The sequence below is a fragment of the Candidatus Accumulibacter aalborgensis genome (assembly GCF_900089955.1).
GTDB lineage: Bacteria > Pseudomonadota > Gammaproteobacteria > Burkholderiales > Rhodocyclaceae > Accumulibacter > Accumulibacter aalborgensis.
This window is the reverse complement of the sequence record NZ_FLQX01000125.1, coordinates 23,083-46,751: the sequence shown is the minus strand read 5'-3', so window position 1 is coordinate 46,751 and position 23,669 is coordinate 23,083. Positions and strand designations below refer to the sequence as shown.

General features: G+C 64.5%; 22 protein-coding genes and 3 pseudogenes. 13 read left to right on the top strand and 12 right to left on the bottom strand.

Annotation, left to right across the window (positions count from 1 at the left end; genetic code table 11):
• Positions 1 to 120: 120 nt before the first annotated feature.
• Together ACCAA_RS13775 and ACCAA_RS13770 are read right to left on the bottom strand one after the other, a co-directional pair.
• The gene (locus ACCAA_RS13775; RefSeq protein WP_186407821.1) at positions 121 to 1,218 is read right to left on the bottom strand and encodes a branched-chain amino acid ABC transporter substrate-binding protein; all 1,098 of its coding nucleotides are present in this window, start codon (positions 1,216 to 1,218) and stop codon (positions 121 to 123) included.
• A complete protein-coding gene (locus ACCAA_RS13770; RefSeq protein ID WP_186407820.1) occupies positions 1,215 to 1,406 on the bottom strand; it encodes a GntR family transcriptional regulator in 192 nt (63 codons plus the stop codon). The genes ACCAA_RS13775 and ACCAA_RS13770 overlap by 4 nt, the downstream gene beginning before the upstream one ends.
• A 152-nt stretch (positions 1,407 to 1,558) precedes the next feature.
• Between ACCAA_RS13770 and ACCAA_RS13765 the strand changes: the two genes are divergently transcribed.
• Positions 1,559 to 1,852, top strand: coding sequence for an antitoxin (locus ACCAA_RS13765; RefSeq protein WP_186407840.1), 294 nt, complete (start codon positions 1,559 to 1,561; stop codon positions 1,850 to 1,852).
• Positions 1,853 to 1,898: 46 nt separating this feature from the next.
• Positions 1,899 to 2,009, top strand: a pseudogene (locus ACCAA_RS22110) (type II toxin-antitoxin system VapC family toxin); the annotation flags it as partial.
• A gap of 204 nt (positions 2,010 to 2,213) precedes the next feature.
• Here ACCAA_RS22110 and ACCAA_RS13760 read toward each other — a convergent pair.
• The 10 genes and pseudogenes from ACCAA_RS13760 to ACCAA_RS13715 all read right to left on the bottom strand — a co-directional run bounded on the left by ACCAA_RS13760 (position 2,214) and on the right by ACCAA_RS13715 (position 11,709).
• Positions 2,214 to 3,488, bottom strand: coding sequence for an RNA-directed DNA polymerase (locus ACCAA_RS13760; protein WP_186407819.1), 1,275 nt, complete (start codon positions 3,486 to 3,488; stop codon positions 2,214 to 2,216).
• Complete coding sequence (avd, locus tag ACCAA_RS13755; RefSeq protein WP_186407818.1) at positions 3,472 to 3,837, bottom strand: diversity-generating retroelement protein Avd; 366 nt, start codon at positions 3,835 to 3,837, stop codon at positions 3,472 to 3,474. Before avd ends, ACCAA_RS13760 begins: the two co-directional genes overlap by 17 nt.
• Positions 3,838 to 3,970: 133 nt before the next feature.
• On the bottom strand, positions 3,971 to 5,014 hold the full coding sequence (locus ACCAA_RS13750; RefSeq protein ID WP_186407817.1) for a formylglycine-generating enzyme family protein: 1,044 nt from the start codon (positions 5,012 to 5,014) through the stop codon (positions 3,971 to 3,973).
• Positions 5,015 to 5,226: 212 nt separating this feature from the next.
• Positions 5,227 to 6,087 (bottom strand): metallophosphoesterase family protein, encoded by an 861-nt coding sequence (locus ACCAA_RS13745; protein ID WP_186407816.1) that lies wholly within the window; start codon positions 6,085 to 6,087, stop codon positions 5,227 to 5,229.
• Positions 6,088 to 6,095: 8 nt separating this feature from the next.
• Positions 6,096 to 6,413, bottom strand: a complete 318-nt coding sequence (locus ACCAA_RS13740) for a type II toxin-antitoxin system RelE/ParE family toxin (protein ID WP_186407815.1) — start codon at positions 6,411 to 6,413, stop codon at positions 6,096 to 6,098.
• Between the two features lie 2 nt (positions 6,414 to 6,415).
• A complete protein-coding gene (locus ACCAA_RS13735) occupies positions 6,416 to 6,700 on the bottom strand; it encodes a ribbon-helix-helix protein, CopG family (protein WP_186407814.1) in 285 nt (94 codons plus the stop codon).
• A 364-nt stretch (positions 6,701 to 7,064) separates the two neighbouring features.
• Positions 7,065 to 7,235 (bottom strand): annotated as a pseudogene (locus ACCAA_RS13730) (DUF5615 family PIN-like protein); the annotation flags it as partial.
• Positions 7,236 to 7,249: 14 nt separating this feature from the next.
• Positions 7,250 to 7,480 (bottom strand): DUF433 domain-containing protein, encoded by a 231-nt coding sequence (locus ACCAA_RS13725; RefSeq protein WP_186407813.1) that lies wholly within the window; start codon positions 7,478 to 7,480, stop codon positions 7,250 to 7,252.
• Between the two features lie 285 nt (positions 7,481 to 7,765).
• On the bottom strand, positions 7,766 to 10,210 hold the full coding sequence (locus ACCAA_RS13720) for a hypothetical protein (protein ID WP_186407812.1): 2,445 nt from the start codon (positions 10,208 to 10,210) through the stop codon (positions 7,766 to 7,768).
• Positions 10,211 to 10,227: 17 nt separating this feature from the next.
• Positions 10,228 to 11,709, bottom strand: a complete 1,482-nt coding sequence (locus tag ACCAA_RS13715; protein WP_186407811.1) for a coiled-coil domain-containing protein — start codon at positions 11,707 to 11,709, stop codon at positions 10,228 to 10,230.
• Positions 11,710 to 11,860: 151 nt separating this feature from the next.
• Between ACCAA_RS13715 and ACCAA_RS13710 the strand changes: the two genes are divergently transcribed.
• From ACCAA_RS13710 to ACCAA_RS13660, 11 genes and pseudogenes are all read left to right on the top strand, one after another.
• Positions 11,861 to 13,777 (top strand): AAA family ATPase, encoded by a 1,917-nt coding sequence (locus ACCAA_RS13710; protein ID WP_186407810.1) that lies wholly within the window; start codon positions 11,861 to 11,863, stop codon positions 13,775 to 13,777.
• Entirely contained in the window at positions 13,774 to 15,291 is a 1,518-nt protein-coding gene (locus tag ACCAA_RS13705) for an Hsp70 family protein (RefSeq protein WP_186407809.1), read from the top strand. Before ACCAA_RS13710 ends, ACCAA_RS13705 begins: the two co-directional genes overlap by 4 nt.
• A 27-nt stretch (positions 15,292 to 15,318) precedes the next feature.
• Positions 15,319 to 17,226, top strand: a complete 1,908-nt coding sequence (locus tag ACCAA_RS13700; protein WP_186407808.1) for a serine/threonine-protein kinase — start codon at positions 15,319 to 15,321, stop codon at positions 17,224 to 17,226.
• A gap of 393 nt (positions 17,227 to 17,619) precedes the next feature.
• Positions 17,620 to 18,540, top strand: coding sequence for a formylglycine-generating enzyme family protein (locus tag ACCAA_RS13695; RefSeq protein ID WP_245754578.1), 921 nt, complete (start codon positions 17,620 to 17,622; stop codon positions 18,538 to 18,540).
• 75 nt (positions 18,541 to 18,615) lie between these two features.
• Positions 18,616 to 19,500 (top strand): annotated as a pseudogene (locus tag ACCAA_RS22105) (formylglycine-generating enzyme family protein).
• 63 nt (positions 19,501 to 19,563) lie between these two features.
• Positions 19,564 to 19,689: a hypothetical protein gene (locus ACCAA_RS22505; RefSeq protein ID WP_281193198.1), complete on the top strand. Its 126-nt coding sequence runs from the start codon at positions 19,564 to 19,566 to the stop codon at positions 19,687 to 19,689.
• 117 nt (positions 19,690 to 19,806) lie between these two features.
• On the top strand, positions 19,807 to 20,097 hold the full coding sequence (locus ACCAA_RS13680; protein ID WP_186407805.1) for a CopG family ribbon-helix-helix protein: 291 nt from the start codon (positions 19,807 to 19,809) through the stop codon (positions 20,095 to 20,097).
• Positions 20,085 to 20,381, top strand: a complete 297-nt coding sequence (locus ACCAA_RS13675) for a type II toxin-antitoxin system RelE/ParE family toxin (protein WP_186407804.1) — start codon at positions 20,085 to 20,087, stop codon at positions 20,379 to 20,381. The genes ACCAA_RS13680 and ACCAA_RS13675 overlap by 13 nt, the downstream gene beginning before the upstream one ends.
• A gap of 102 nt (positions 20,382 to 20,483) precedes the next feature.
• On the top strand, positions 20,484 to 22,685 hold the full coding sequence (locus ACCAA_RS13670) for a YgiQ family radical SAM protein (protein ID WP_186407803.1): 2,202 nt from the start codon (positions 20,484 to 20,486) through the stop codon (positions 22,683 to 22,685).
• A 196-nt stretch (positions 22,686 to 22,881) separates the two neighbouring features.
• Positions 22,882 to 23,148, top strand: a complete 267-nt coding sequence (locus tag ACCAA_RS13665; RefSeq protein WP_186407802.1) for a type II toxin-antitoxin system Phd/YefM family antitoxin — start codon at positions 22,882 to 22,884, stop codon at positions 23,146 to 23,148.
• On the top strand, positions 23,145 to 23,576 hold the full coding sequence (locus ACCAA_RS13660) for a type II toxin-antitoxin system VapC family toxin (RefSeq protein ID WP_186407801.1): 432 nt from the start codon (positions 23,145 to 23,147) through the stop codon (positions 23,574 to 23,576). The genes ACCAA_RS13665 and ACCAA_RS13660 overlap by 4 nt, the downstream gene beginning before the upstream one ends.
• Positions 23,577 to 23,669 lie beyond the last annotated feature (93 nt).

Here is a 23,669-nt window from a genome sequence, read left to right as displayed (position 1 = left end):
CGGCGTGTGTCGCGCAGGGTGCTTGACATATCCGTCCGCAGGCGGACGGGAGTGCAGGGGTGCCGGACTCCGCGGTCGCGGGCACGCCAGGCGGCAGACGCCACTTGGCGTGCCCGGCGATCACTTCTTCACGTAGTCGTACTTGCCGTTATTCCACTGATAAACGACGAAGGCTGGCGCCGAGCTATTGCCGTTGGCGTCGAACGACAGCTTGCCGATCACCGTGTCGAAGGTGCCGCTGCGCAGCGCCTTCTCGAGCTCGGCGTACTTCGTGCTCTTGGCCTTGACCGCTGCCTGGTCGAAGAGCTGGAACGCGGCGTAGGCGTAGAGGACGTAGCCTTCCGGTTCGATCTTGGCGTCGTGGAACTTCTTGACGATAGGCGCCGCGTTCGGGTTCTTGCGCGCATCCGGACCGAAGGTGAACAGGACATTGTTGGCCTCGGCGCCGGCGGCGGTCGCCAGCTCGGAGTTGGACATCGTGTCGCCGCCCATCACCGTCAGCTTCAGGCCGGCCTGTTGCGCCTGGCGCAGGATCAGCGCCACTTCGGTGTGGTAGCCACCAAAAGCCATCACTTCCACGCCAGCCGACTTGAGCTTGCTGATCAGGCCTGAATAGTCCTTCTCGCCGGCGGTGATCGACTCGCGCAGCGCCGGCTTGACGCCCTTGGCTTCCATCGCCTTGGCGACTTCGTCGGCGAGGCCCTTGCCGTAGGCGCTCTTGTCGTCGACCACGGCGATCTTCTTGCCCTTGAACTTCTCGGCAAGGTAGGCTCCGGCCACCTGGCCCTGCTGGTCGTCACGACCGGCAATGGCAAAGATGTTCTTCAGGCCGCGGTCGGTTACTTTCGGGTTGGTCGACACGGTGACCATCGGGATCTGCGCTTCGTTGTAGACGTCGGATGCCGGGATCGTCGACGACGAGCACCAGTGGCCGTGCATGAAAACGATTTTCTTGTTGACCATCGCGTTGGCGACGGCCACCGCCTGCTTCGGATCGCAGGCGTCGTCGCCGATTTCCAGCTTCAGCTTCTGGCCGAGCACCCCGCCCTTGGCGTTGATATCGGCAATCGCCATTTCGGCGCCTTTCTTGATCTGGTCGCCCGCCGAGGCGTATTGCCCGCTCATCGGGCCGGCGATGGCGACCGGATAATCGGCCCAGGCGTTGGCGGCGGCCAGGGCAAGCAGGCTGAAGCTGGCTGCCAGGATAGGTTTGCTCATTTCTTGATTCCTCCTTTGCTACGGTGGTCGTTAAGGTAATTGGCAAGTGACGCACCCGCATCGAGCACATGCGCCCGAGGGAGTTCGTCCGCCGCACAGGGGTCCCGGCGGACGAATGTGTCGAGGATCTCGGCGTGTTGGTGCTGGGTCTCGGGCATTTCAGTGGCTACGGACAAGAGCGCACGCATGGAACGCTCGACTTTGTTGTACAGGCAGATTTCCCTTATGGCAAGTTGCAGTGCAGCAATCGGCAATCCTGGACGGAGAAGAAGAGGTGGCTCCTTACGGCGGTAGGTATCTACTAACGCCTATCCTTTTTGACTTTACGAGGAGGGCCATGATGATCGAAACACGTGTTGCCAAGTTGTTCAAGAATGGCGCCAGTCAGGCCGTTCGTCTCCCTGCCGACTTCCGCTTCGAAGGCGACGAGGTGTACGTCACGCGCGACGATGCGACCGGCGATGTCGTGCTGTCGAACCGGCCGGGCGCGAAGACCTGGAACGAGTTCTTCGAGTTGCTGCACGAAGTCGACGTGCCCGCTCATTTCATGGCCGATCGCCCGCTGAATATGTTGCCGCAAGAACGCGGCATCTTTGATGACGAGCTTATGGCGAATGGCAAGGTGGGCTCCTAGCGATGCTGCACATGCTGGATACCGACACGGCAAGCTACATCATTTCGACATGATGATCGCCGCCCATGCCTTGTCTGCCGGCGCGGTCCTGGTCACCAATAACCACCGGCATTACGATCGGATCACAGCACCTCTGATCCTGGAGAACTGGGCGTAGCGTCGCCGCGGTAAGTTTGTTCTGGCGATCTCAAACAGCCGGTTCTTGTACTATCAGGCAGCCGGTGAGTAAGAGTGGGATTGGTCATTTGGCGCAATGCCCTCCGGTTATTGCGCCCTACGCGCTGGGCAGGACGCCGCGCCCGTCGCCCGCAGGCCAGGACGGGCGCGGCCCCAAGGTCCGCGGCAAGCGGACCCGACCTCATCATGACGGCCCGTGGATGCTTCCATGCACACCCGGCGCATCCGTGAATGCGTCGGCTCCGGCAATGGGAAGCGTACTGGCCAGACGAAAACCGTTGTTGTTGTTCCGGTTCGTCGTGTCGTTCCTGTTGCGTTTGGCCGAGCGTGCGTTCTGCGGTTTGTTGTTCCAGGAACCGCCACGCAGCACGCGCCCGACAGGCGGGCCGTCAGGCTCCCGCAACGGGTCGAACCACCCGCCGCGAAAGAGGGCGTGGCGCAAGCGCCACGTATCGGCGTGTTCGGCATGGGCGATCCACGACGACACACGCTGTTTGATCTCCGCTTCGTCCACCGTACCCGCCTGCCAGCGGTCGCGCAGGCCGCGCAAGCGGTTACGGAAACGGCGCAGGTTGTCCTCGGGCAGGCGGCGCGCACCGTTGCCGCTCAGCACGTAACCGAGGAAGGTGGCTGTTTCGCTGCTCGGCGCGACGAAGGTCTTGACCGGATGCAGCACCAGTCGGCGGCCTTCCAGGTAGCGGGCGATCGCCTGCCGCCACTGCGCCAGCACCACCGGATCGTCGGCGAACAGCGCAAAGTCATCGACGTAGCGCACATACGGCGCGCGCAGCACTTCCTTGACGAAGTGATCGAAGCCGTCCAGATAAAGGTTGGCGAACCACTGACTGGTCAGGTTGCCGATCGGCAGGCCGCGCTGGCGCGCGAGCGGCGAAAAGAGATCGTCGCCGGGAAAATAGAGGTTGACCGGCTCCTGCGGATTCGAGCCGTCGACGATGGCATCCAGCAGCGCCAGCGTGGGTGGGCAGGCGATGCGGCGGCGAAAATCGGCCTTGAGGATCTGGTGGTCGATGGCCGGGAAGTAGCGGTAGATGTCGGCGCGCAGCACATGGCGGTAACGGTCGCGGTAGTGCTCGTAGCGCGCCACCGCGCGGTGCGTGCCGTAGCCGTTGCGATTGGCGTAGCTGTCGGCGATGAAGCCGCGCTCGAAGATCGGCGCGATGACCGCGCACAGCGCGTGATGGACGACGCGGTCGCGAAATGGTGCTGCCGACACCCTGCGCGGCTTCGGCTCGCGGACCTCGATCACCGTGTAGCCGCCGCTGCGCCAGGTACCGTCGTTGAGTTGGCGCTCGATCCGCAGCAACTCCTTTTCGCGATTGGCCATGAACGCTGCTGCGCCGGGTTTCTGCCGCTTGCCGCGAATCGCCCGCTCGGCGGCCTCGTGCAAGGCGCGAAAGCTGGCGATGGCGGGGAACAGGTCGTCATGCCGCCGGCGCACGATTCGCTTTCAGCCAGCCGCCGACCAGGCGGCCGATCTCGTCAATCGCGCGCGCGGCGAATTCATAGCGCGCAAGGTCCAGATAGTGCAGATCCATCGCCAGGCGAAACAGGAAGCGCAGTTTTTCGAGCCGCAGGTTGCAGGCCAGCAGGTGGGGTGTCGGGGTCCTGGAATAGGTCGCTTCGATCAGGCTTTCCTGCACGTCGAGTGCCAGCGTCTGCATGCGGTCGCCGAGCAGGAACTTCTGACTGCGGGGGAATTTCTCGACGGCCGGAATCAGCCACAGCAGGAAGCGGTAAGTCTTTTCCAGCGCGACGCCGCTCTTGCGGCTGCGATCCGTTTCGGTCATGGCAAAAAAATTCGCGGGCAGGGGCTCCGCCCCTGCACCCCGAAGCTTACAACCCCGTCGCTGCGATCAGGTGTTCTCATCTTTCAAGGGGTAAAGGAGTAAAGAAACAAGGAGCAAGCTTCCTGCGCTGACGCTACGGAAGCATCCTGGCCAGACGAAAACCGTCGCTGATGTTCCGGAGCGTCGAGACGCACCTGCCGCGCTTGGCCGAGCGCGCGATCTGCGGATAGTCGTACCAGGAACCGCCACGCAGCACGCGCCCGACAGAGCAGCCGCCGCTGGTCCAGGCGCTGCCATCGCCCGGCGCACCGGTATAGCTGTCGTGATAGCAGTCTTCCACCCATTCCCAAACGTTCCCGATCACGTCGTGCAGCCCAAAATTGTTGGCCACGAACGAAGCCACCTGCGCCGGGAACCAGAACCCGTCGCTGCATTCATGCCGTTTGGTCCACGTGTTACCGCTGGGTCCGGTCGTCGTGTCGGCGACGTTGGCGTAGCGACAGGCCTCATTCGGGTTGTTACCCCAATACCGGGCCGTCTGGGTCCCGGCGCGCGCCGCGTATTCCCATTCAGCCTCGCTCGGCAACCGATAGCCCTTGCCCGTCTTCTTCCTGAGCCACGCCACATAGGCCTTGGCATCGTCCCAGCTCACGCAGACCACCGGATGTCGCTCGCTCTGGCTGAAGCCCGGGTTGTCCCAGTTGGCCCCCGCTCGCCAGTCGAACTTGCCGGAGCTGCTGTCCCAGGCCTTGCACCCCGATTTGCCGCCCTCGTTGTTTTCGGCATCGGTACGGTAGCTGGTCGCCCGGATAAAGGAACGGAACTCTCCCAAGGTCACTTCCGTCTTGCCGAGGGCAAAATCCCTGCGGATCTGCACGCGATGCACCGGCCCCTCGTCATTGTCCCGCCCCTCTTCACTGGGCGGACTCCCCATCTCGAAACTTCCCGCCGGAATCACCACCATCTCCGGGCAATCCGCACAGTCCCTGAACACCTCGCCGGGACGCTGGTCGCCAGCCGCTTTCTCGGCAGGCGCCACCCGCTCGACCGGCCTTCGCTCCTGCGGCTTGGCCGCGGGCTTCGGCGCCGGCTTGGGCTCGTCGGGCAGATAGGCCCACGCCGCGCCCGCCGTGCCGAGCAAGAGCACGCCCCATAGAATTCGAAGTCGATACTTCATCAATGCCCTCCTCGTGGTTCGCAGTTGCCTGCACGGCCGCATTATCCGCCAACGCTTGCATTCGCGTTCACAACGCTTCAAGACTTCCCCGCGAGCCACGGCAGGTAGCCGACCAGGTCGCGTACAGAAACGCGGCGACAAGGCACACGACGGCGGTGAGAGCAAGAGAGCAACAAAGGGCCCAGGCTCGATCTCTATTGTTCCTTTTGCTTTCACCGGGTCCTGCACTTGCTCTGTCCGCTGTCCGACACCTGGCCGTTCGTGTCGAGGAAGGCCCAGCGGTAGCTGTCGTTGCCCAATTCAAGTTTCAGCACGCCCCAACGGCCGGTAATTAGTTTTTCGGAATGGCGGCGAGTCCATAGCGGCTGCATGTCCAGAGTGGCGCCGCCGGTGCCGACGGTAAAGCCGCGCATTCCCTCGCGCTCGTCCGGCGACCCGTCGCTGTTCAACAGCGCGAAGCGCTCGTACAGATGATCGTGCCCGGCGATCACTATGCTCACCCCGCCAGCCGCCAGCGTTTTCCAGAGAGCGTCTGTCGAGTCGTTGTCGCCGCCTTCGCCTGAACTGAAGCGTGGCAGGTGTACAAAGGCCAGCCGACAGCGCGCGGTTGTTTGGGCCACGTCCGCTTTCAGCCAGGCGGCTTGTGGCGAGTTCGCACTCATCGGAATGTGGCTGTTGAGGGCGATCAGATGCCACCCATGGTAATCCAGGCTGTAATAGCCCTTGCGCAGCGGACCGGCAACGCCACCCAGCGCACTAAAGTAAGGTTGTGCCCCGGCGGTCATGTACTCGTGGTTGCCCGGCACCGCTTTCATGCGCGACAGAAAGCGTCCCCAGGTGGGCGCGAAGCATTTCCTGAAGTCATCGCCGCTGCCCCGAGGGTAGGCCAGATCGCCGACGGCCAGAACCAGACCGGGGTGCGTGTCGAGGAGATTGGCGGTCGCGGTTGCGCCGGGCCCACAGTCGGCAATATCGCCGGCAGCCAGCAGCACTGCTGGAGGGGCGAGCAGAGTTTCCGCACCAGCCAGGAGTGGGGCCAGGGCACACCAGGCAAGCAATCGCTGGAGGTGCAAATCCGTCGCTATTTTGCCACGTAGCGCACATCGGGCAGCAAGTACCCCGCTTCCCGCTGGCTGCGCACGGCCAGCACGATCACGGTATCGATCTCTGCGACGTAACGGTAGAGGGCCAGGTATCCCTGGGCGCGGCGCCCGATGACGAGTTCGCGCTTGCCGTTTGCAGCGGGTCGGCCGATCAGCGGGTTGCTCTCCAACACATCCAGTGCAGCGATGATTTCGTCGATGCGCCGTTCCGGGTGTTCGACCTGGTAGGTGGCGAGGTGATCCAGGATGCGCTCGAAATCCTCCACGACCTCGGGCGCAATCTCGATGCGCACCACATTCAGCGAGCCAGCTTGCGCGCTACGGGCCGTGTTGCCGGCTTGCCGGCAACACGCTCCAGCAGATAGGCGCGCATGTTGCTCCAGGGGATCGCCATCCCGGAGGCGACCATCTTTGTGTAGCGCTCCTCGGCCTGGGCGTCGAACTCTGCACGGCGCTCTTCGTTCGCGGCTTTTTCGGCGATGGCTTCGACGATGAAGGCATGGGCCGTCGTGCCGGTGCGTGCTGCCGCGGCCGTGACTCTGGCTTTCAGTTCTTCAGGCAGGCGAATGGTTGTGGTGGTCATGGCGATCTCCGGATCGATGGCTCGCGAAATTGTAGCACAATCGTGTCACAGCGGGCCACTGCAGGCGGTGTCCCACAGTCAGCAAGCGCAGTCCCTGAACACTTTTCGATGTCGGCGGCGAGTGGTACGGCCGCGGAAATAGTGGCGGGCTGTGGGACTTGTCGCCACCGCCCAGGATCACGATCAGCACCGCACCACCAGACGACGCCAACTCGTGCCGTCTTTCAGCGTGTTGGGGTGAGGCACGAACCCCAACGTTGACGGGCCGCGATTATGTTGGGGTTCCTTCGTCACTCCAACAGAACTGATGCAGGTTCACGTGCACATGCTGATAACGAAAGCCCCCGCCTTTGCCGGGGGATGGCTACTTGGGATGCAAAGGCAATACGCGCAAGCGAGTGCGGTTCGGATCAATGGTCAGTAACGCGCCTTCTTCCAGTTCCGCTGCCATCTGCAGCAGGGCGACAATAACCTGCTTGCCGATCGCATTCGGGCTGACATCCTCGGCACGGATTTGCACGACGCTTGGTTTCTCGTCGACCAGCAGCTTCATGATGTGGTCAGCATGACCTCGCGTTCTTCGGCTCGCCAGGCCGCGTAGCGCAACGCCTGCATGATGTCCTCCCGCTCAAGGTAGGGGTAGTCGGAGAGGACTTCATCAACGCTGTGGTCGGCGCCGATCTGACCGACGACCATGCTGACGGTGACGCGCATGCCACGGATGCACGCTTTGCCACCCATTATCTCCGGCTGCTGCGTAATGCGGTCAAGTTCTCGCATGCTCTGCTCCTTGTCCGTTTCAGGATCATGTTACTGGTTTGGGAAGGCTGCAAGACGCAAGAAGGCAGGAAATCGGCCAGGCGCAATTTTCATCCTCTGCGATCCGACCACAACCCAACTTGCCGAAACAGAACGAGCGGGCAGATCCGTCATCATGGCGTGCTTTCTCCGACAGCGCGCAGCTTGGGGTGAGGCACGAACCCCAACGTTGACGGGCCGCGATTACGTTGGGGTTCCTTCGTCACCCCAACAGAATTATTTTCGGCAGACATGTCCGGGCAATGATCAGATGAATGACTCGGCAGACTGAGCCGCTGCATAGGCACGACTGGCCTCGTTCTCGGTCGACGAGGCGTGTGACTCCGAATCACTCTGCACCTGCTCGGTCTGCTCGGCCAGTCGCGAAGCCTCGTCCAGCAGGCGCTCGGCTTCGTCGCGGGTTTGCAGCGTCTGCGTCTTGAGGTCCTCGACCTGCTGTCTGACGCGCTCGGCTTCGCGCAGCAGTTCCTGCAGACTCTGCGTCGTTTGCTGCGTGCGCTCCTGCGTGCCCTGAAGATCGCGCAAAGTGGCATCGGCCCTGGTCAGCGTCTGATTCGTCGATTCGGCCCCTTCACCGGCCTGCGTCTCGGCGGTCTGTGCCTGCTCGCAAGCCTGACCGCAGGCCTTGACGTGGCCATCGATTTCGCCGGCAAGCGTCTGCGACTGCCCGTCGATGCCGGTCAGTGTTTCGACGTCCTGTGCGGCGGCCTGCGCCTGCTGTTCGGATTCCGATCGCTCGGTCGCCGATTCGTCGGCGTGTGCCTGCGCTTCCCGTGTGGCCGTTTCGGCCTCGGTCGCGGCGGCGAGGGCGTGTTCCTTCGCCTCGGACGTCGTCTGCGCCTGCGCGGAAGCCTCGTGCGCGGCCTGGGTGCTTGTTTCGACGGTGGCCTGCGCCGCCGTGGCCGCTTCGCCCGCCTGTGAACTCCCTTCACGAGCCGACTCGGCGGCGCTGCCGGACTGCTGCGCGGCCTGATCGGACTCAGCCATCGCGGTCTGCGCCTGCTGCTGCCCGCCCTCGGCCTGAGCGGCGGACTGGCTGGCCTCGGCGAGGTTCGCTTCAGCTTGCTGGGCGGCTTCCGCCGACTGGCCAGTGGCTTGCTCGGCGGCCTGCTCCTGCGCGGCGGCCTGCTCGTCGGCGGCGTGCGCGGCCTCGGCCTGCGCCGTCGCCTCGCTGGCGCCCTGTTCGGCCAACTGCGCGGACCCCTCGGCCTCGTGCTGCGCACTATCCGCTTCCTGGCTGTGCGACTGGGCCGCCTGCGCTTCTGCTTCGGCCTGCGTGAGCGCGCCCTCGGCGTGCTCGGACTGCGCTTGCGCGTCGGTAGCGGCGTGTTCGGACGACTGATTGGCGGCGCTCGCCTGTTGCGTCTGCTGCGCCGCCTCGCCATGCGCGGCCTCGGCGGACTGGGAGGCATTGCCGGCCTGAGCGTCTCCGTCGTTCGCGCTGGCCGCTTCGCTCGCCGCTGCCTGTGTAGACTCGGCCGACTTGGCGCCAGCGACCGCCGCCGCCTCGCCGTGCACTGCGGACTGCTGGCCGGACTGCGCGGCGGCCTGTTCCTGGCCGGTGGCTTCGCGGTGCGACGTTTCCGCCGCTCCCGAGCCAGTTCTGGCGCGGTCCTCTGCCGCATGCGCGTCGCCCGACGCCGCCTCGGCACGGCGTGCCGCGTCGCTGACGGAGCCGGTGGAGGCGTCGGCATCGGCGAGGCCCGGCTGGTAGGAATCGAAACCGCCTCCGGCAGCGCCCGGGCTCTTGGACAACTGCGAGGAGATTTCCCCGCGCGCTGTGCGCACGGCATCGGAAAGCATCTCGGTATTGGCCGACGCGTCGATGCCGGGCGCTTTCGCGCGGATCATCGACAGGACATTATCGTTATAGTCGCTGTTGCCGGTGATCATGTATTGCTGCCAGCGATGAAGGGTCTCCGCCTTGTCCTGCAGAGCGCTGGACTGGGCGTCAGCCTGATCCGCAGTTCGGCTGGTGATGTCGAGAAGGCGTTCGCGCTCGGCGCCGGCTTCGGCATAGTGGCCCACCCCTGACTGGTAGGTTTTCATGCCATCGACCGCTTCAGTGCCTGACCTGACCGCGCTGCCCAGATCCTTGGCACCGAAGTCCTTCAAGGCACTGCCGAGGGCTTTCGCCCCTTCCTGCGCCGCGCCTTCGCCGTCGCCGTGCAGCGCGGACTTCGTCGCCTTGCCGGCACTGATGGCAAACTTGGTGAGATCCTCGCCATCCATCGCGGCACCAAAGAATTTTGGCGCCAGCGCTTCGGCGAGTTTGCCGGCAGCGGCGTCGTAGTGTCCATCACCTGCTGCCAAAGCGCTATCAGTGAGCTTCGTCGACATTTTCCATGCCTCGGCGACCGGCTTGGCGGCTGGGATGTTACCGGCAACGGCGGCAGACGCATCACCAAAGCCCTTGACCATCTCGCCAAAAGAAGACCCCTGCGCGAGGTGCGTATACCATGACGCATCCTCGCCATGGCCGCGCACATCAGCGGCCGATCCACGAATGTCGCGTGCCGCATCGGCGTAACTCTGGACGCGCGTATTGAGGGCGTCGACCATCTCGCCCGTCGCGCCCTGCGCGACACCCTGCGCGATCCTGATTTCATAGTACAGGGCCTGCAAGCCCTGCGAATCGAGCTGGTCGAGGTCTACCTGCCGCCCGCTGGGCGTCCACACGATGCGTGCCATAGCGATTCTCCCCTGGATCAGATCATCGACATGGCACGCGACCACGCCGCTTGCGCTTGCGAAGCTGCAGACTCGGCCTCGCTGGCCGAGCGCGACGCCGTCGACTCGTGCTGCTCGGACTGCCGGCTTGCCGCTTCCGCGCGCTCCAGTGCGCGCTGGGCCTCGTCGCGCGAGCGACTGGCTTCTTCTTTGGCCTGGTCGGCTTCTTCCTTGGCTTGCTGGCTTTCGACGAGCACCTGTTTCAGTTGCGACAGCGCCTCCTCCGCCTGGCGGTGGAGATCCTGTGTCTGCTCAAAGACGTTCTGCGCTTCACCCAGGCGCTGCTCGACTTCCTGCGCGGTCTGCCCGGCGCGCTCGCTGTGCTGCTGGGCCTGGCTGGCGTGTTCGCTGGCCTCCTGCGAGTGCCGGGTCGCCTCTTCGAGTGCCGCGCTGGCCTGCGTCGAAAGCTGCTCGATCGAGCCGAGAACGGTCTGCCCCTTGCTTGCCGCTTCGCCGGCCTGCGCGGCCAGCGCTTCGGCCTGTTGCGCCGCTTCCTGCGACTGCGTCGCCGCCGCCGCTGCCTGCCCGGACTGTTCGCCGGCCTGCGCTGCCGCACCCGCAGCGCTCTCCGCCTCGGCTGCGGCGCGCTCGGCGGCGGCCTGCGCTTCGCTCGCCTGCGCCGCAGCCTCGCTGGCGGAGACTTCGGCTTGTGAGGCATGAGCGCCGGCCTCGGAGGCCGCCTGCTGCGACTCCTGGGAATGCTGGTCGGCGGCCTGCGCCGATTGCCCCGCCTGGGTCGCCGAAGTCTGCGCTTCCTGGCCCGCCTGCTCGGCGTGCGTGGCTTGTTCGCCGGCCTGCTGCGCTGACTGCGAGGCGGCCGCGGCCTGACTTTGCGATTCCTGCGCCGAGTGCGCGGCCTGATCGGCCTGCTGATGCGCCTGCTCGGCCGACGCGGATGCGGCTTGCGCCTGATCCTGTGCCGTGTGCCCGGCCTGCTCCGCCGTTTGCGCGGCCGCCTGCGCCTGGCCGGCAGCCTGCGTGGCGTGCTGCGCTTCTTCCTGCGCGTGCGCCGCCGATTGCCCTGCCTGCCCTGAGGAATCCTGCGCCTGCGCTGCCGATTGCCCGGCAGCGCCTGAGTGCTGCTGCGCCTCGCCGGCGGACTGGCCTGCCGTCGAAGCCTCGCTCTGCGCCTCCTGGGCCGACGAGCCGGCCTGCGACGAATGCTCCTGCGCCTGGCCAGCCGAATCCTGGGCGGCGCGCGAATGGTCGTGGGTCTCTGCCGCCGACTGGGTTGAGGCGGCGGCTTCCGACTCGGCACGTTCCTGGCCTGCGGCGGCGTGCTGGGTGTGCTGATCGCTCTGCTGTGCGGCTTGCGTCGCCGCCTGCGCGTCATGCTCGGCGGCCTGTTGATGCACTTCGGCCTGATGCGCGGAGTCGTCAGTCTTGCGCGCCGACTCCTCGGCGTGGTCTGCGTGCTGGTTGGCGATGTCAAGGGCTTCGGAGATGCGTTGGGCGGCCATGTTTTCTCCCGGAGTCGGTCGGTTTGCGAAGCGACAGGATAGCCATACGAACGACGAAATTCAATGATTTCGTGACCTTGGCGTGATCCTTGCGCTAAACTCGCGAACTCGTTCGTTCTGACCTGGTGGGCATTTCTGGAGTTCGAGGTCGATGGCAGGGATTGCGGGGTCTTTGTCTACCCCAAGGGAGGTCGCGCAACAGTTGCGCGCCATTGCAGAACAGCTTGAGCGCGGGCAGGCGGAGACGCCGCTCGTCGATCAGGCTGAGGCTCTGCTCGGACTGCCTGACAGCGCATTTTCGGTCGTTCTGCTGGGCCTCGAGCCGGCAGCGCGTGCGGCGGCGCTGGCCTGGCTGATCGGCCCGCAGCACCACAGCGTGACGATCAGGTTGTCCGAACCTCTGGAGATGTTCGAGGTTCGCCTGCAGGAGCGCGGCTACAGCCTGGAAACAGACTCTCAGGGGAGATCCGACTTCGATTCCGCTGCGCACCTGGCCTCCGCCCTGGAAGTGCTGGGTAGTGCCAGCCCCGATCTGGCATCGCCGATTCGCCTGGCGCTGGCGGCGCCGCCAGCGCTGCGCAATCTTCACCTGGTCGTCACGCGCGACTCGGCCACCGTCCTGCGCTCGCCCGCGATTCTCGGCAGCCTGGTCAATCGTTCGCCGGTGCTGATGGTCGCTGCGGCTGGCGATTATCGTCCGACGCCCGATGACCTCGACGCGATGCAGATGCTGGCGGGAAGCGTTGCCGGCATCTGGCCGCTGGTCGTCGGACCCGCGCCCGCCACGGCGCCAGTCTGGTTGCGGCCGCTTGCCGCCACCGGGATGACGCTGTTGCCGGTCAATGTTCTCGGCGAAGGGGGCAGCTTCCTGCCTGACTTCATCGCGCGCGGCCCGAATCATCCGATCCGCCAGGCCTTGTCCGGGGTCGCGCTGGCGCAGCGGGGCAGCAGCCTGGTCGACATGATTCAGGAGCGTTTCGAAACCGATCTGCGGCAGTTGCAGTCGCGCCAGAAGCGCGAAGCACGCCTCGAACGTGCGGCCGATGTGGCGGCCAGGGAGCAGGACGTCAAGCTGGTGTTCGATCGCTACAAGCTGCAGTTGAGCGACGAGTTCAACAAGTTGATGCAGTCGCTGCGTGAAGGCAATCGGCGGGCCTTGTTGAAGTCGGGTGAAATTGCGCAGGTCCTGGAACAATTGCTGGCCAGCCTGCAAGCCGCAGACCTCGACCGGGAGACCTCGTCGAAGACGATCAAACTCTCGCTGAAGACCGAAGTGCTGGCCGACTTCCGCCGCCGTTTGTCCAAAGCCCTGCGCTATCAACTCGACGAAGAGTGCGTGCTGATCCGCGACAGCCTGGAAGAAACGCGACGCAGCGCCGAGGACCTGCTGGCTGAAACGGGTGCGGTCAATCGCAGCCTCGCGCTGACGCCACCGGACAACCGCGCCCTGTGGGAGCCCTTGGCCGAGATGCTCGATCTCGACATCAAGTATCGCGGGGAAATCCCGCGGCGTGGCTTCATGCAACGGCTTGGCGAAGGGCGGCGGATCGTTTTCGTGGGCATGATGGCGCTGTCGCTGGTGGGCAGTTTTGTCGGCTTCAACGTTCGCAAGGCCGCCTGGGCCGGGGTGGTTTTCCTGCTCCTGTTTCTCGGTGCGGTCGCTTTTACGTACAGGAGTTGGCGGCACGAAGAAGAAGAGAGTTTCGGCAAGGAGATCGAGCGCGTTCGCGAGAGTGTGTCCGCCGAGTTCAATCGTGTCCTGAACGATATTCTGCGCGAGAAGCAGAGCCGCCTGCAGCAGGTTCTCGACGACATCAAGCGCCAGGCCGTCACCCGGCTCGATGCCGCCTTGCGCGAAGCGCAGCTCAGCAAGGCGCAGGCGACCGAGAGCGAACGGCGTGATGCGCGTGCCAAACTCAAGCTGATCGAGCAGCGGCTGCGTGAACTGCAGGGCCTGGGTCAACAAGTCGGCAAGCTGCGGCAACTCGTTGGCGACTGGTTCGAGCAGGCCAGGGACGCGCTGCGCAGATCGGCGGCGGCTTCGGGTTCGAGTGAGGCCGGCGGATGATCTTTCCCGGTATCGACCTCGGCACCACGTATTCGATGATGGCGCATGTGAATTCCTATGGCCAGCCGGCGCTCTTCCCCGACGTGCACAACGCCAGTCAGTTCCGGACGCCGAGCGTGGTCTATATCGGCCGCGAGGGATGTCTGGTCGGCGAAGCGGCAGAAGAACTGCTCGAGGATGCCCCCGAGCTGCCGATTGCGCGCTTCGTCAAGGCCCGGTTGGCGCAGACGCAGTGGTCGCACGGCGACCACCAGCAGCGGCAGTGGTCGGCGGAGGGCCTGTCGGCGCTGATCGTGCGCAAGCTGCTGAAGGACGCCGACACGTTCGCCAACGACGAAATCGGGCCAGCGGTGGTGACGGTGCCGGCCCAGTTCACCGACGAGCAGCGCCGCGCCACCTTGCTAGCCGCCACGCTGGCCGGACTGGGCAGCGTTCGCCTGATGGAAGAGCCGGTCGCGGCAGCGACCTACTACGGGCTGAATGAGGGGCCATCCGACCGGACGCTGCTGGTCTACGATTTTGGCGGTGGCACTTTCGACGTGACCGTCCTGCAGACGGCGAAGGAAGGCCTCTTCGTCCTCGCCTCGGATGGGGTCGCCAAGCTCGGCGGGCGCATTCTCGACGAGCGCATCATGGCGCTGATCGCCGACGATTTTCAGCGTCGCTTCGGTCGCAATCCGCTGGCTGATCCGGGGTCGGCGCAAAGGCTGCGGCGGCTCGCCGAGCAAGCCAAGATAAAGCTCTCGAAACCCGGTTTGCCGCAGGTCAGACAGTCCTTGCTGCTGTTGGGCAATCCCTTCGATCTGGTGTTCACCCGGCAGCAGTTCGACGCCATCATGACCGAGGCGGTCAGCGAGACGCTGGCCTCGTGCTCGCGCTGCCTGAATGCCGCGTCGCTGACCTGGAAGGACGTTGACAAGGTTCTGCTCACCGGCGGGTCGTCGCTGCTGCCGCAGGTGCAGGCGGAAATCCTGCGCGTGTCGGGCAAGCGCGCGGGCGATGTGGTATCGAAGCAGCCGCACCAGGCGGTGGCTTTCGGTGCCGCGATCCTCGCTGAACGCTTTGGCCGCCATCGCGACTCGGACTCGGTGATTCAGCAGGTCTCCGGTGCGGATCTGTGCCTGCGGGTATGGGATCGGCAAAACAACCAGCCGGCGCTCGAAAGCCTGATCGCGCGCAACACGCCGCTGCCGACATCGTATGCGCGCACCTTCTACACCAACCGCGACGACCAGACGCGTCTGGTGCTCGAGTTCGTGCAGAAGCGCGGCGAGGCTGGCGAGGAGTTCAGTCTGGGGCACTTCGCCTTCGGGCCGATTCAGAATCCCCGGAAAAACTACCCGGTCGAAGTGACTGTCGCGCTGGGTCGCGATGGGCTGGTGCGCGTGACGGCTCGGGACCTGGTGGTCGGCAAGGAAATCGCGCATACCCTGCAGGACGGCGACGGCAAGCTGGGCATGCGTGATCTGGACGAGCAGCGCAAACTCGTCGAATCGGTCCAGATCAACGTCTAGCCCGGCGCATTCAAGGAGAAGAACACAGTGACTCGCGAAGAAGCCCTGCATGCCCTCGGACTCGAAATTTCGGTGTCCCCCGCCGACATCGAACACGCGCTGCTGGACAAGGTGGCGCAACTCGAACAGAGAGTGAATGGCGCGCCGAGCGAGGCGCTGAAGGACAAGTACCGTCGCCAACTGGCCGACATCGAGGAGGCGCGCGCCGTCCTGGTCGGTGGTCCGACGGCCGGCGGGCTGTCACAGACGATGATCGCCGACCTGCCGCTCGCGCAAGCGGCCTACACGCGCAGCACGGGTGGTGGCCCCGCCGCCAACCTGGGCATCGCCCTCAAACCGGGGCAGACCATCGCCGGGCGCTACGAACTGCACGAGCAGATCGGCGCCGGCGGCATGGGAGCTGTCTTCAGCGCTTTCGACCGCAACCGCGACAAGGACATCGCGATCAAGGTGCTGCTGCCGCAGATGCTCACCAGTCCCAACGCCAGGGAGCGCTTCCTGCGCGAAGCGCGGGTGGCCAGCGAAATGTCGCACCCGAACATCGCGACGGTTTTCGATGTGCAGAAGGACGGGGCGTATTGCTTCCTGACCATGGAGTTGCTGAACGGGCAGAACCTGCGCACCTATCTGAAGAATCTCAAGGGGCTGCGCAAGGAAATGGCGGTGGACGATGCGCTGCGGATCGCCGACCAGGTGTGCCAGGCGCTGGCCTATGCACACGAAAAGACCGTGCATCGCGACATCAAACCGGAGAACATCTGGCTGACCGACGACGGCAAGGCCAAGGTGATGGACTTCGGCATCGCACTGCTGACCAGCAGCACGCATGCCCTCGAGACGATGATGAGCGCCGGCACGCCTTACTACATGGCGCCGGAGCAACTGGCCGGCCTGGGCGGGGTCGACGGCCGCGCCGACCAGTACGCGGTGGCCGTGATGCTCTACGAGATGTTGAGCGGACAGGTGCCGACTGGCCGTATCGACTCGCTGAAGAGGGTACGCAAAGACGTCCCGTCCGCTGTTTCGGACGCCGTGGACAAGGCGCTGTCGCAGAAGCCTGCCAACCGCTACACCTCGATGAAGGAGTTTCGCGAGGCCCTGTTCATGTCTCGACTGAGTGCTTCGGCGAAGAATTTCAAGTTGATCGGAGCGGTCGCTGGCGGGCTGGCGCTGGTCGGGATACTGGTCGGCACCTTTCCTGCGTGGCGGGGTGTTCTTCCCGACCGGGGAGCCGAGGCCAGTGCCAAACAGGAGGCTGCCCGGCTGCAGGGCGAAGTGAAATCGGTGCTGAAACTGGTGGACACGCAGCGGCGCGAAGTCAAGGACGCTGTCAGCGCAGCCAGTCGCGACGCCGAGAGAATCGAAGGACAGATCCGCTCGGCCAAGTCGGCCGAGGAGCGGGCGACCCTGCAGGCGAGCTTACTCGAAGCGCGGGAGAAGGGCGCATTGGCCAGCGAGGTGGAGAAGCGCCTGCGTGAACAACTCGAAGGCACGAATGGGCTGCCGGCCATCGAAGGCGGCATCAGCGCTGCGGAAACCGCGCTCAAGAGCGGCCATGCCGACGAGGCGAACAGCAAGTTCAATGCGGCGCTCGTGACGCTCAACCAGATCCGCGCCATTCCCGAGGAAGTGAAGAAGCAGTTGCTGGACTCACGCAGCAAGCTTCTCGCCCAGGTCGACGGGAAATGGTCGATGAGTGGCTGTGATTCGCCCGCCACGTTTACCGTCAAGGATTCCATGTTGATGCAGTACTGGCCGTCCGCTGGCCTGGCGGAAGAGAAGATCGTTCAGGTGGCTGCGAACACGATCACCACCGTGGTGGTGACGCCGGCGGCGCAGCGCGGCAAGCTGTTCCGCTACACCCCGGCCGGTTCCAGGCTTGACGTCGAGGACGTTGCCGGCAGCCGCCGTCAGTCACTCAAGAAGTGTGGCTGACGACGCCGATCCGATGCCGCAGTGGCCACGGCCGCAGTCGGCAGCACCCTCGCCACCTGCACGTTCTCGACGCGCGCCGGGTTGCGCCGGGGCTTGCGGGTGGAGGCTCTGGTTGTGGACGCTGCGGGGTGGGGTCGCTTTGCCCCATCCCCCTCCCCGCCTCCCCCTTGAAGGGGGAGGAGTTCCATTGGTCACCGGGTCCGTGCATCGGAATGCAAGCGCTTCCACCCCTGCAGGGGGAAGGTGAGGGAGCGACGTTTGCGATGAGACGAGTTGGGTTGGGTGGTGCCGAAGGGGGGCAATGGCCAGATTTGTCACTCCCTCCCCTTCAAGGGGAGGGGTGGGGCGGGGATGGGGTTTCGGGGCATTGAGGTGATCTGGAGGAGAGCATCGATGAGGCAGCGCATTCGAGTACTTGGTGGAGTGGTCTTGCTTGGCGTGGCGTGCGCAGCGTGGGGCTTTTTGCCGGACGAGCCCAAGCCGGTGCCGAAGCCGGTCCCCAGGGCCGCGCCGAAGCCAATCCCGAAAGCCGCGCCCAAGGCGCCGGAGGCAGCGGCTGAAGCGCCGGCGGTGCCGGTAGCGCCGCCGGCCAAAGCCCCAGCCGAACGACGGCCCGGCGAAGTGTTCAGGGACTGCGCCGATTGCCCGGAGATGGTCGTGATTCCGGCGGGGAGTTTCGACATGGGCGGCAGCGGTAGCGATGAAAGCCCGGTGCATCGCGTCAGCGTCCGCAGTTTTGCAATGGGCAGGACCGAAGTCACGCAAGGGCAATGGCGCGCGGTGATGGGCAACAACCCGAGCCGCTTCGACAACTGTGGCGCCGATTGCCCGGTGGAAAATGTGAGCTGGAACGACGCGCAGGATTACGTTCGCAGGTTGAGTGCGAACACGGGCAAGACGTACCGCTTGCCGAGTGAAGCGGAATGGGAATATGCCTGCCGCGCTGGAGGAAGGCATGAGTATTGTGGGGGCGACAATCTCGATGCGGTTGGCTGGTATGGCGCCTACGCCACACCGAAGGGCAACAGCCGAGAGAGTACGAATCCGGTCGCCCGCAAGCAGGTCAACGCCTTTGGGCTGTACGACATGAGCGGCAACGTCTGGGAATGGACGGAGGACTGCTGGAATGCCAGCTACAGTGGTGCGCCGACCGACGGCAGCGCGTGGACGAGCGGCGATTGCGGGCGGCGCGTGCTGCGTGGCGGTTCCTGGTACTACAAGCCGCAGCTCGCTCGCTCGGCCGATCGCTTCTGGTTCGTCACGACGTACCGGATCAACTACGGCGGTTTTCGTCTGGCCAGGATGCTTCCGTAGCGTCAGCGCAGGAAGCTTGCTCCTTGTTTCTTTACCCCTTTACCGTTTGAAAGATGAGCACACTGGATTAAGAGGATGAAAGCATTGATGAGGCGGCGAATTCAAGTGCTCTGTGGGGCGGTCCTGCTTGGGGTGGCGAGCGCGGCGTGGGGGTTTTTGCCGGAGGAGCCGAAGCCGATTCCCAAGGCGGCGCCGAAGCCCATGCCGAAAGCCGCGCCCAAGGCGCAGGAGGCATCGCCTGTGGCATCGCCGAAAGCGGCTGGCGGGCGGCGCTCCGGCGAGGTGTTCAGGGACTGCGCGGATTGCCCGGAGATGGTGGTGATTCCGGCGGGGAGTTTCGACATGGGCGGCAGCGCTGGGGATGAAAGCCCGGTGCATCGCGTCAGCGTCCGCGGGTTTGCGATGGGCAGGACCGAAGTGACGCAAGGGCAATGGCGCGCGGTGATGGGCAACAACCCGAGCTACTTCAGCAACTGCGGCGCCGATTGCCCGGTGGAACAGGTGAGCTGGAACGACGCGCAGGATTACGTTCGCAAGTTGAGCGCCAACACCGGCAAGACCTACCGCTTGCCGAGTGAAGCGGAATGGGAATACGCCTGCCGAGCGGGCGGCAGGCATGAGTATTGTGGGGGCGACAGCATCGAGAGCGTGGCGTAGTACTCCAGTAATAGTGGGGAGAATACGCATTCGGTGGCTGGGAAACAGGCGAACGCCTTTGGGCTGTACGACATGAGCGGCAACGTCTGGGAATGGACGGAGGACTGCTGGAATGCCAACTATAGTGGTGCGCCGCGCGACGGCAGCGCGTGGACGAGCGGACAATGTTCTGTCGGGCGCGTGCTGCGTGGCGGTTCCTGGGGCAACGCTCCGCAGGTCGCTCGCTCGGCCACTCGCAGCAGGAGCGACTCGACGGGCCGGGGCTACAGCTTCGGTTTTCGTCTGGCCAGGATGCTTCCGTAGCGTCAGCGGAGGAAGCTTGCTCCTGGCTTCTTTACCCCTTTACGGTTTGAAAGATGAGCACGCATGCAGACGCCGGCGCTCGATGTGCAGGAAAGCCTGATCGAGGCGACGTACCCGCCGGTCGGTGCCAAGCCTGACGTCGAGGATGTTACAGGTAAGCGCCGTCAATCCGTCGAGAAGTGCGGATGACGATGCGCTCGATGCCATGAAAACCGAAGGGGGATGCTGGGGGAGGGCGAATCGTGGTGGGCAGGAGCCCAGGTTCCGTGCTATGGTAATACCTGCTAATACCCGGAGGATGCGGCGATGAGCACGGCTACTGCGCGCCCTGTGGCGATCAAGATCGACCTCGACATCAAGGAGCGCGTGCAGCGCCTGGCTGAAGCTCGCCAGCGCACGCCGCACTGGGTGATGCGTGAAGCGATCCGACAATATGTCGAGCGCGAGGAAAAGCGCGAAGCGTTTCGGCAGGAGGCCATGACAGCCTGGAGCGAGTATTGCAGTACTGGCCAGCACGTGACGATGGAACAAGCGGACGAGTGGCTTGGCAAGCTGGCAGCGGGCCAGGGTGTGGATCCGCCTGAGTGCCACGCCTGATCTGGTCGCCATCGGCGTTGCGCGACGTGCAGCGCCTCTATCGCTTTCTTGCCGAGAAGAACGTCGACGCGGCCAGGCGAGCGGCGAAGGCAATCCGGGATGGGGTGAGGATTCTTTCACGGCAGCCCGGCGTTGGTCGGCCGATCGAGGACATGGAAGCGGAATACCGGGAGTGGCTGATCGACTTCGGTGATAGCGGATACGTGGCCATTTACCGCTACGAGGCGGATCAGAGAACGGCGGTAATTCTCGCCGTTCGGCACCAGCGGGAGATGGGGTATTGATGGCGAGGGTTGGACTCCAGAGCGACCTACGGTCGATCTGCTGACCAACTCGGCCGCCCGACGGTCCGGGAAATTTTGTTCAACATTCTTCATCCAGCCCCCATGAAAACTGCGAGCAACCAGGCGCCCAGCACTGCGCCCCGTAACCTCTTCTCCTACCGCAAATACTGGGCCAGCCGCTTCGGCACGGCGCCCTTCCTGCCGATGTCGCGTGCCGAAATGGACGAACTCGGCTGGGATTCGTGCGACATCATCCTGGTTACCGGCGACGCCTACATCGACCACCCGAGCTTCGGCATGGCGCTGATCGGCCGTCTGCTCGAGGGACAGGGTTTTCGGGTCGGCATCATCAGCCAGCCGGACTGGCTGTCGGCCAGGGAATTCCGCGCGCTTGGAGCGCCGAACCTGTTCTTTGGCGTCACTGCCGGCAACATGGACTCTATGGTCAATCGCTACACGGCCGATCGCAAGCCCCGTTCCGACGACGCTTACACGCCGAACGGCGAAGCGAACAAGCGGCCCGACCACGCGGTCGTCGTCTATGCGCAACGCTGTCGCGAGGCTTTTCCCGGCGCCAACGTGGTGATCGGTTCGATCGAAGCCAGTCTGCGCCGCATTGCCCACTATGACTACTGGTCGGACAAGGTGCGCCGCTCGGTGTTGCCCGATTCAAAAGCCGACCTGCTGATCTTTGGCAGTGCCGAGCGGGCCGTCGTCGAACTGGCGCACCGTCTTGCTGCCGGCGAAGCGATCAGTGACATCCGCGATTTGCGTGGCACCGCTTTCATGGTGCCGCGCGGCTGGCTGCCGGGCAATGACTGGGCCGAGGTCGACGCCAGCGACGTCGATACGCCAGGCGCGCTGGTGCGCCATCCCGACCCCTACGCGATGACCCCGGAGACCGGTCAGGACGCCGCCTGTGCGGCCAGGCCGGCGGGGTCGGACGGCGGGAAACCCCGGGCGCAGGTGATCAAGCTCGATTTCCAGTCGCACTCGCGCATGCCGAAGCTCGACCGGACACGCACCGCGATTCGCCTGCCGTCGTACGAGCAGGTGGCCGCCGACCCGGTGCTCTATGCGCATGCCTCGCGCACCTTCCACGTCGAATCGAACCCCGGTAACGCGCGCGCGCTGGTCCAGGCGCACGGCGAGCGCGATGTGTGGCTCAATCCGCCGCCGATTCCCCTCACGACGCCGGAAATGGACGGCGTCTTTGCCTCGCCCTTCCGGCGCCGGCCGCATCCGTCGTACGGCGAGGCGAAGATCCCGGCTTTCGAGATGATCCGCTTCTCGATCAACATCATGCGCGGCTGCTTCGGCGGTTGTACCTTCTGCTCGATCACCGAACACGAAGGGCGAATCATCCAGAGCCGTTCCGAACAATCGATCCTGCACGAGATCGAGGAAATCCGCGACAAGACACCCGGTTTCACCGGCGTCATTTCCGATCTCGGCGGACCGACGGCGAACATGTACCGTCTGGCGTGCAAGGATCCCAGGATCGAGTCTTCGTGCCGCCGCCTGTCGTGCGTCTTCCCGGGTATCTGCGAGAATCTCGACACCGACCATACGCCGCTTGTCCGGCTCTACCGCAAGGCGAGGGCGGTGCCGGGAGTGAAAAAGGTGCTGATCAGTTCGGGGCTGCGCTACGACCTCGCCGTGCGCGACCAGCAGTATGTCAAGGAACTGGTCACGCATCACGTCGGCGGCTACCTCAAAATCGCTCCCGAGCACACCGAGGAGGGGCCGCTGGCGCACATGATGAAGCCCGGCATGGCTTCCTACGACCAATTCAAGGCGATGTTCGAGAAGTTCTCCAAAGAGGCGGGCAAGGAGCAATATCTGATCCCGTATTTCATCGCCGCCCACCCCGGAACGACCGACGAAGACATGCTCAACCTGGCGCTGTGGCTCAAGCGCCACAATTTCCGTCTCGACCAGGTGCAGACCTTCCTGCCGACGCCGATGGCGATCGCCACGGCGATGTACCACAGCCGCAGGAACCCGCTCAAGAAAGTCAGTCGCACTTCCGATGCTGTGGAAACCGTTCGCGCCGGCCGCCAGCGCCGGCTGCACAAGGCCTTCCTGCGCTATCACGACGCCAACAACTGGCCGCTACTGCGCGAAGCGCTCAAGCAGATGGGGCGTGCCGACCTGATCGGCAATGGCCGGCAGCAACTGATCCCGAGTTTTCAGCCGCCGGGGACCGGGACGCGCGGCGCTGCGCCGGTGTGGGCGAAGCCGGCGGTGCGTTCGCCGGGAAGTGTGTCGCTGCCGGCCAAGGCAAATCGTAGGGCGCAATAGCCGTAGGGCATTGCGCCAGGCGCAAAACATCGCATGGCTCGTCCGATGCCTGATGGCGGCCGACTCTGGCATTCGTTATCTGGTGCAATGCGCTTCGCTTATTGCACCCTACATGCTTACGGTCGGGTAGGCAATGTGACCACATTAACCATAGGCGGCCTTATAATGTGACGACTTTTTCTCCTGAGGTTCCGCCATGTCCGTTGCCGTTCGCGAACTCAAAGCCTGTCTCTCCCGCGTATTGCTGCGCGCGCAGGAAGGCGAAGTCATCGAGGTCACCTCGCACAACAAGCCCATTGCCCGCATCGTGGGCATTCCGTCGTGTGCCGGCGAGGGAGTTCGTGGCCTGATCGCCAGCGGTGCCTTGTCCTGGAGCGGCGGCAAGCCTCGGCTGGGGCCGCCTCTGGACATCGTCGAGGGGGGGACGGCGGTCAGCCGGATGGTGCTCGAGGATCGGCGTTGATTCTGTTCTGCGATACCTCGGCGCTGGTCAAGCTATACATCAACGAAAATTCCAGCGATCTCATGCTGTCGCTTGCCGGGTCGGCCTCCGCCATCGCGGTGTGCCGCGTGGCCTGGGCGGAAGCCATGGCGGCGCTGGCACGCCGCGTACGCGAGAATCCGACCGACGCCGAGGTGATCGAGGCGGTAAGAACCCGCTTGCGTGGCGACTGGCCGCGCTATGCGATCATTGAGGTGACGCAGTCGCTGGTCGACATGGCTGGCGAATATGCCGACACCTTTGCCCTGCGCGGCTACGACAGCGTTCAACTCGCCGCGGCGCGTATTTTGCAACAAGAGGCTGGCGAGGAATTGCACTTTGCCTGTTTCGACATCCGCCTGCAAAGGTCTGCCAAGGTGCTGGGTATGCTGACACTGGCCGCACAATGAGCGTGTAGAGCTCAGCGGTTGCCGGCATTGAGCAAAAAACTATTAGACGTCACTTACTAAAAAATACGTGCAAACCGTCGCGAGGCATGCTAT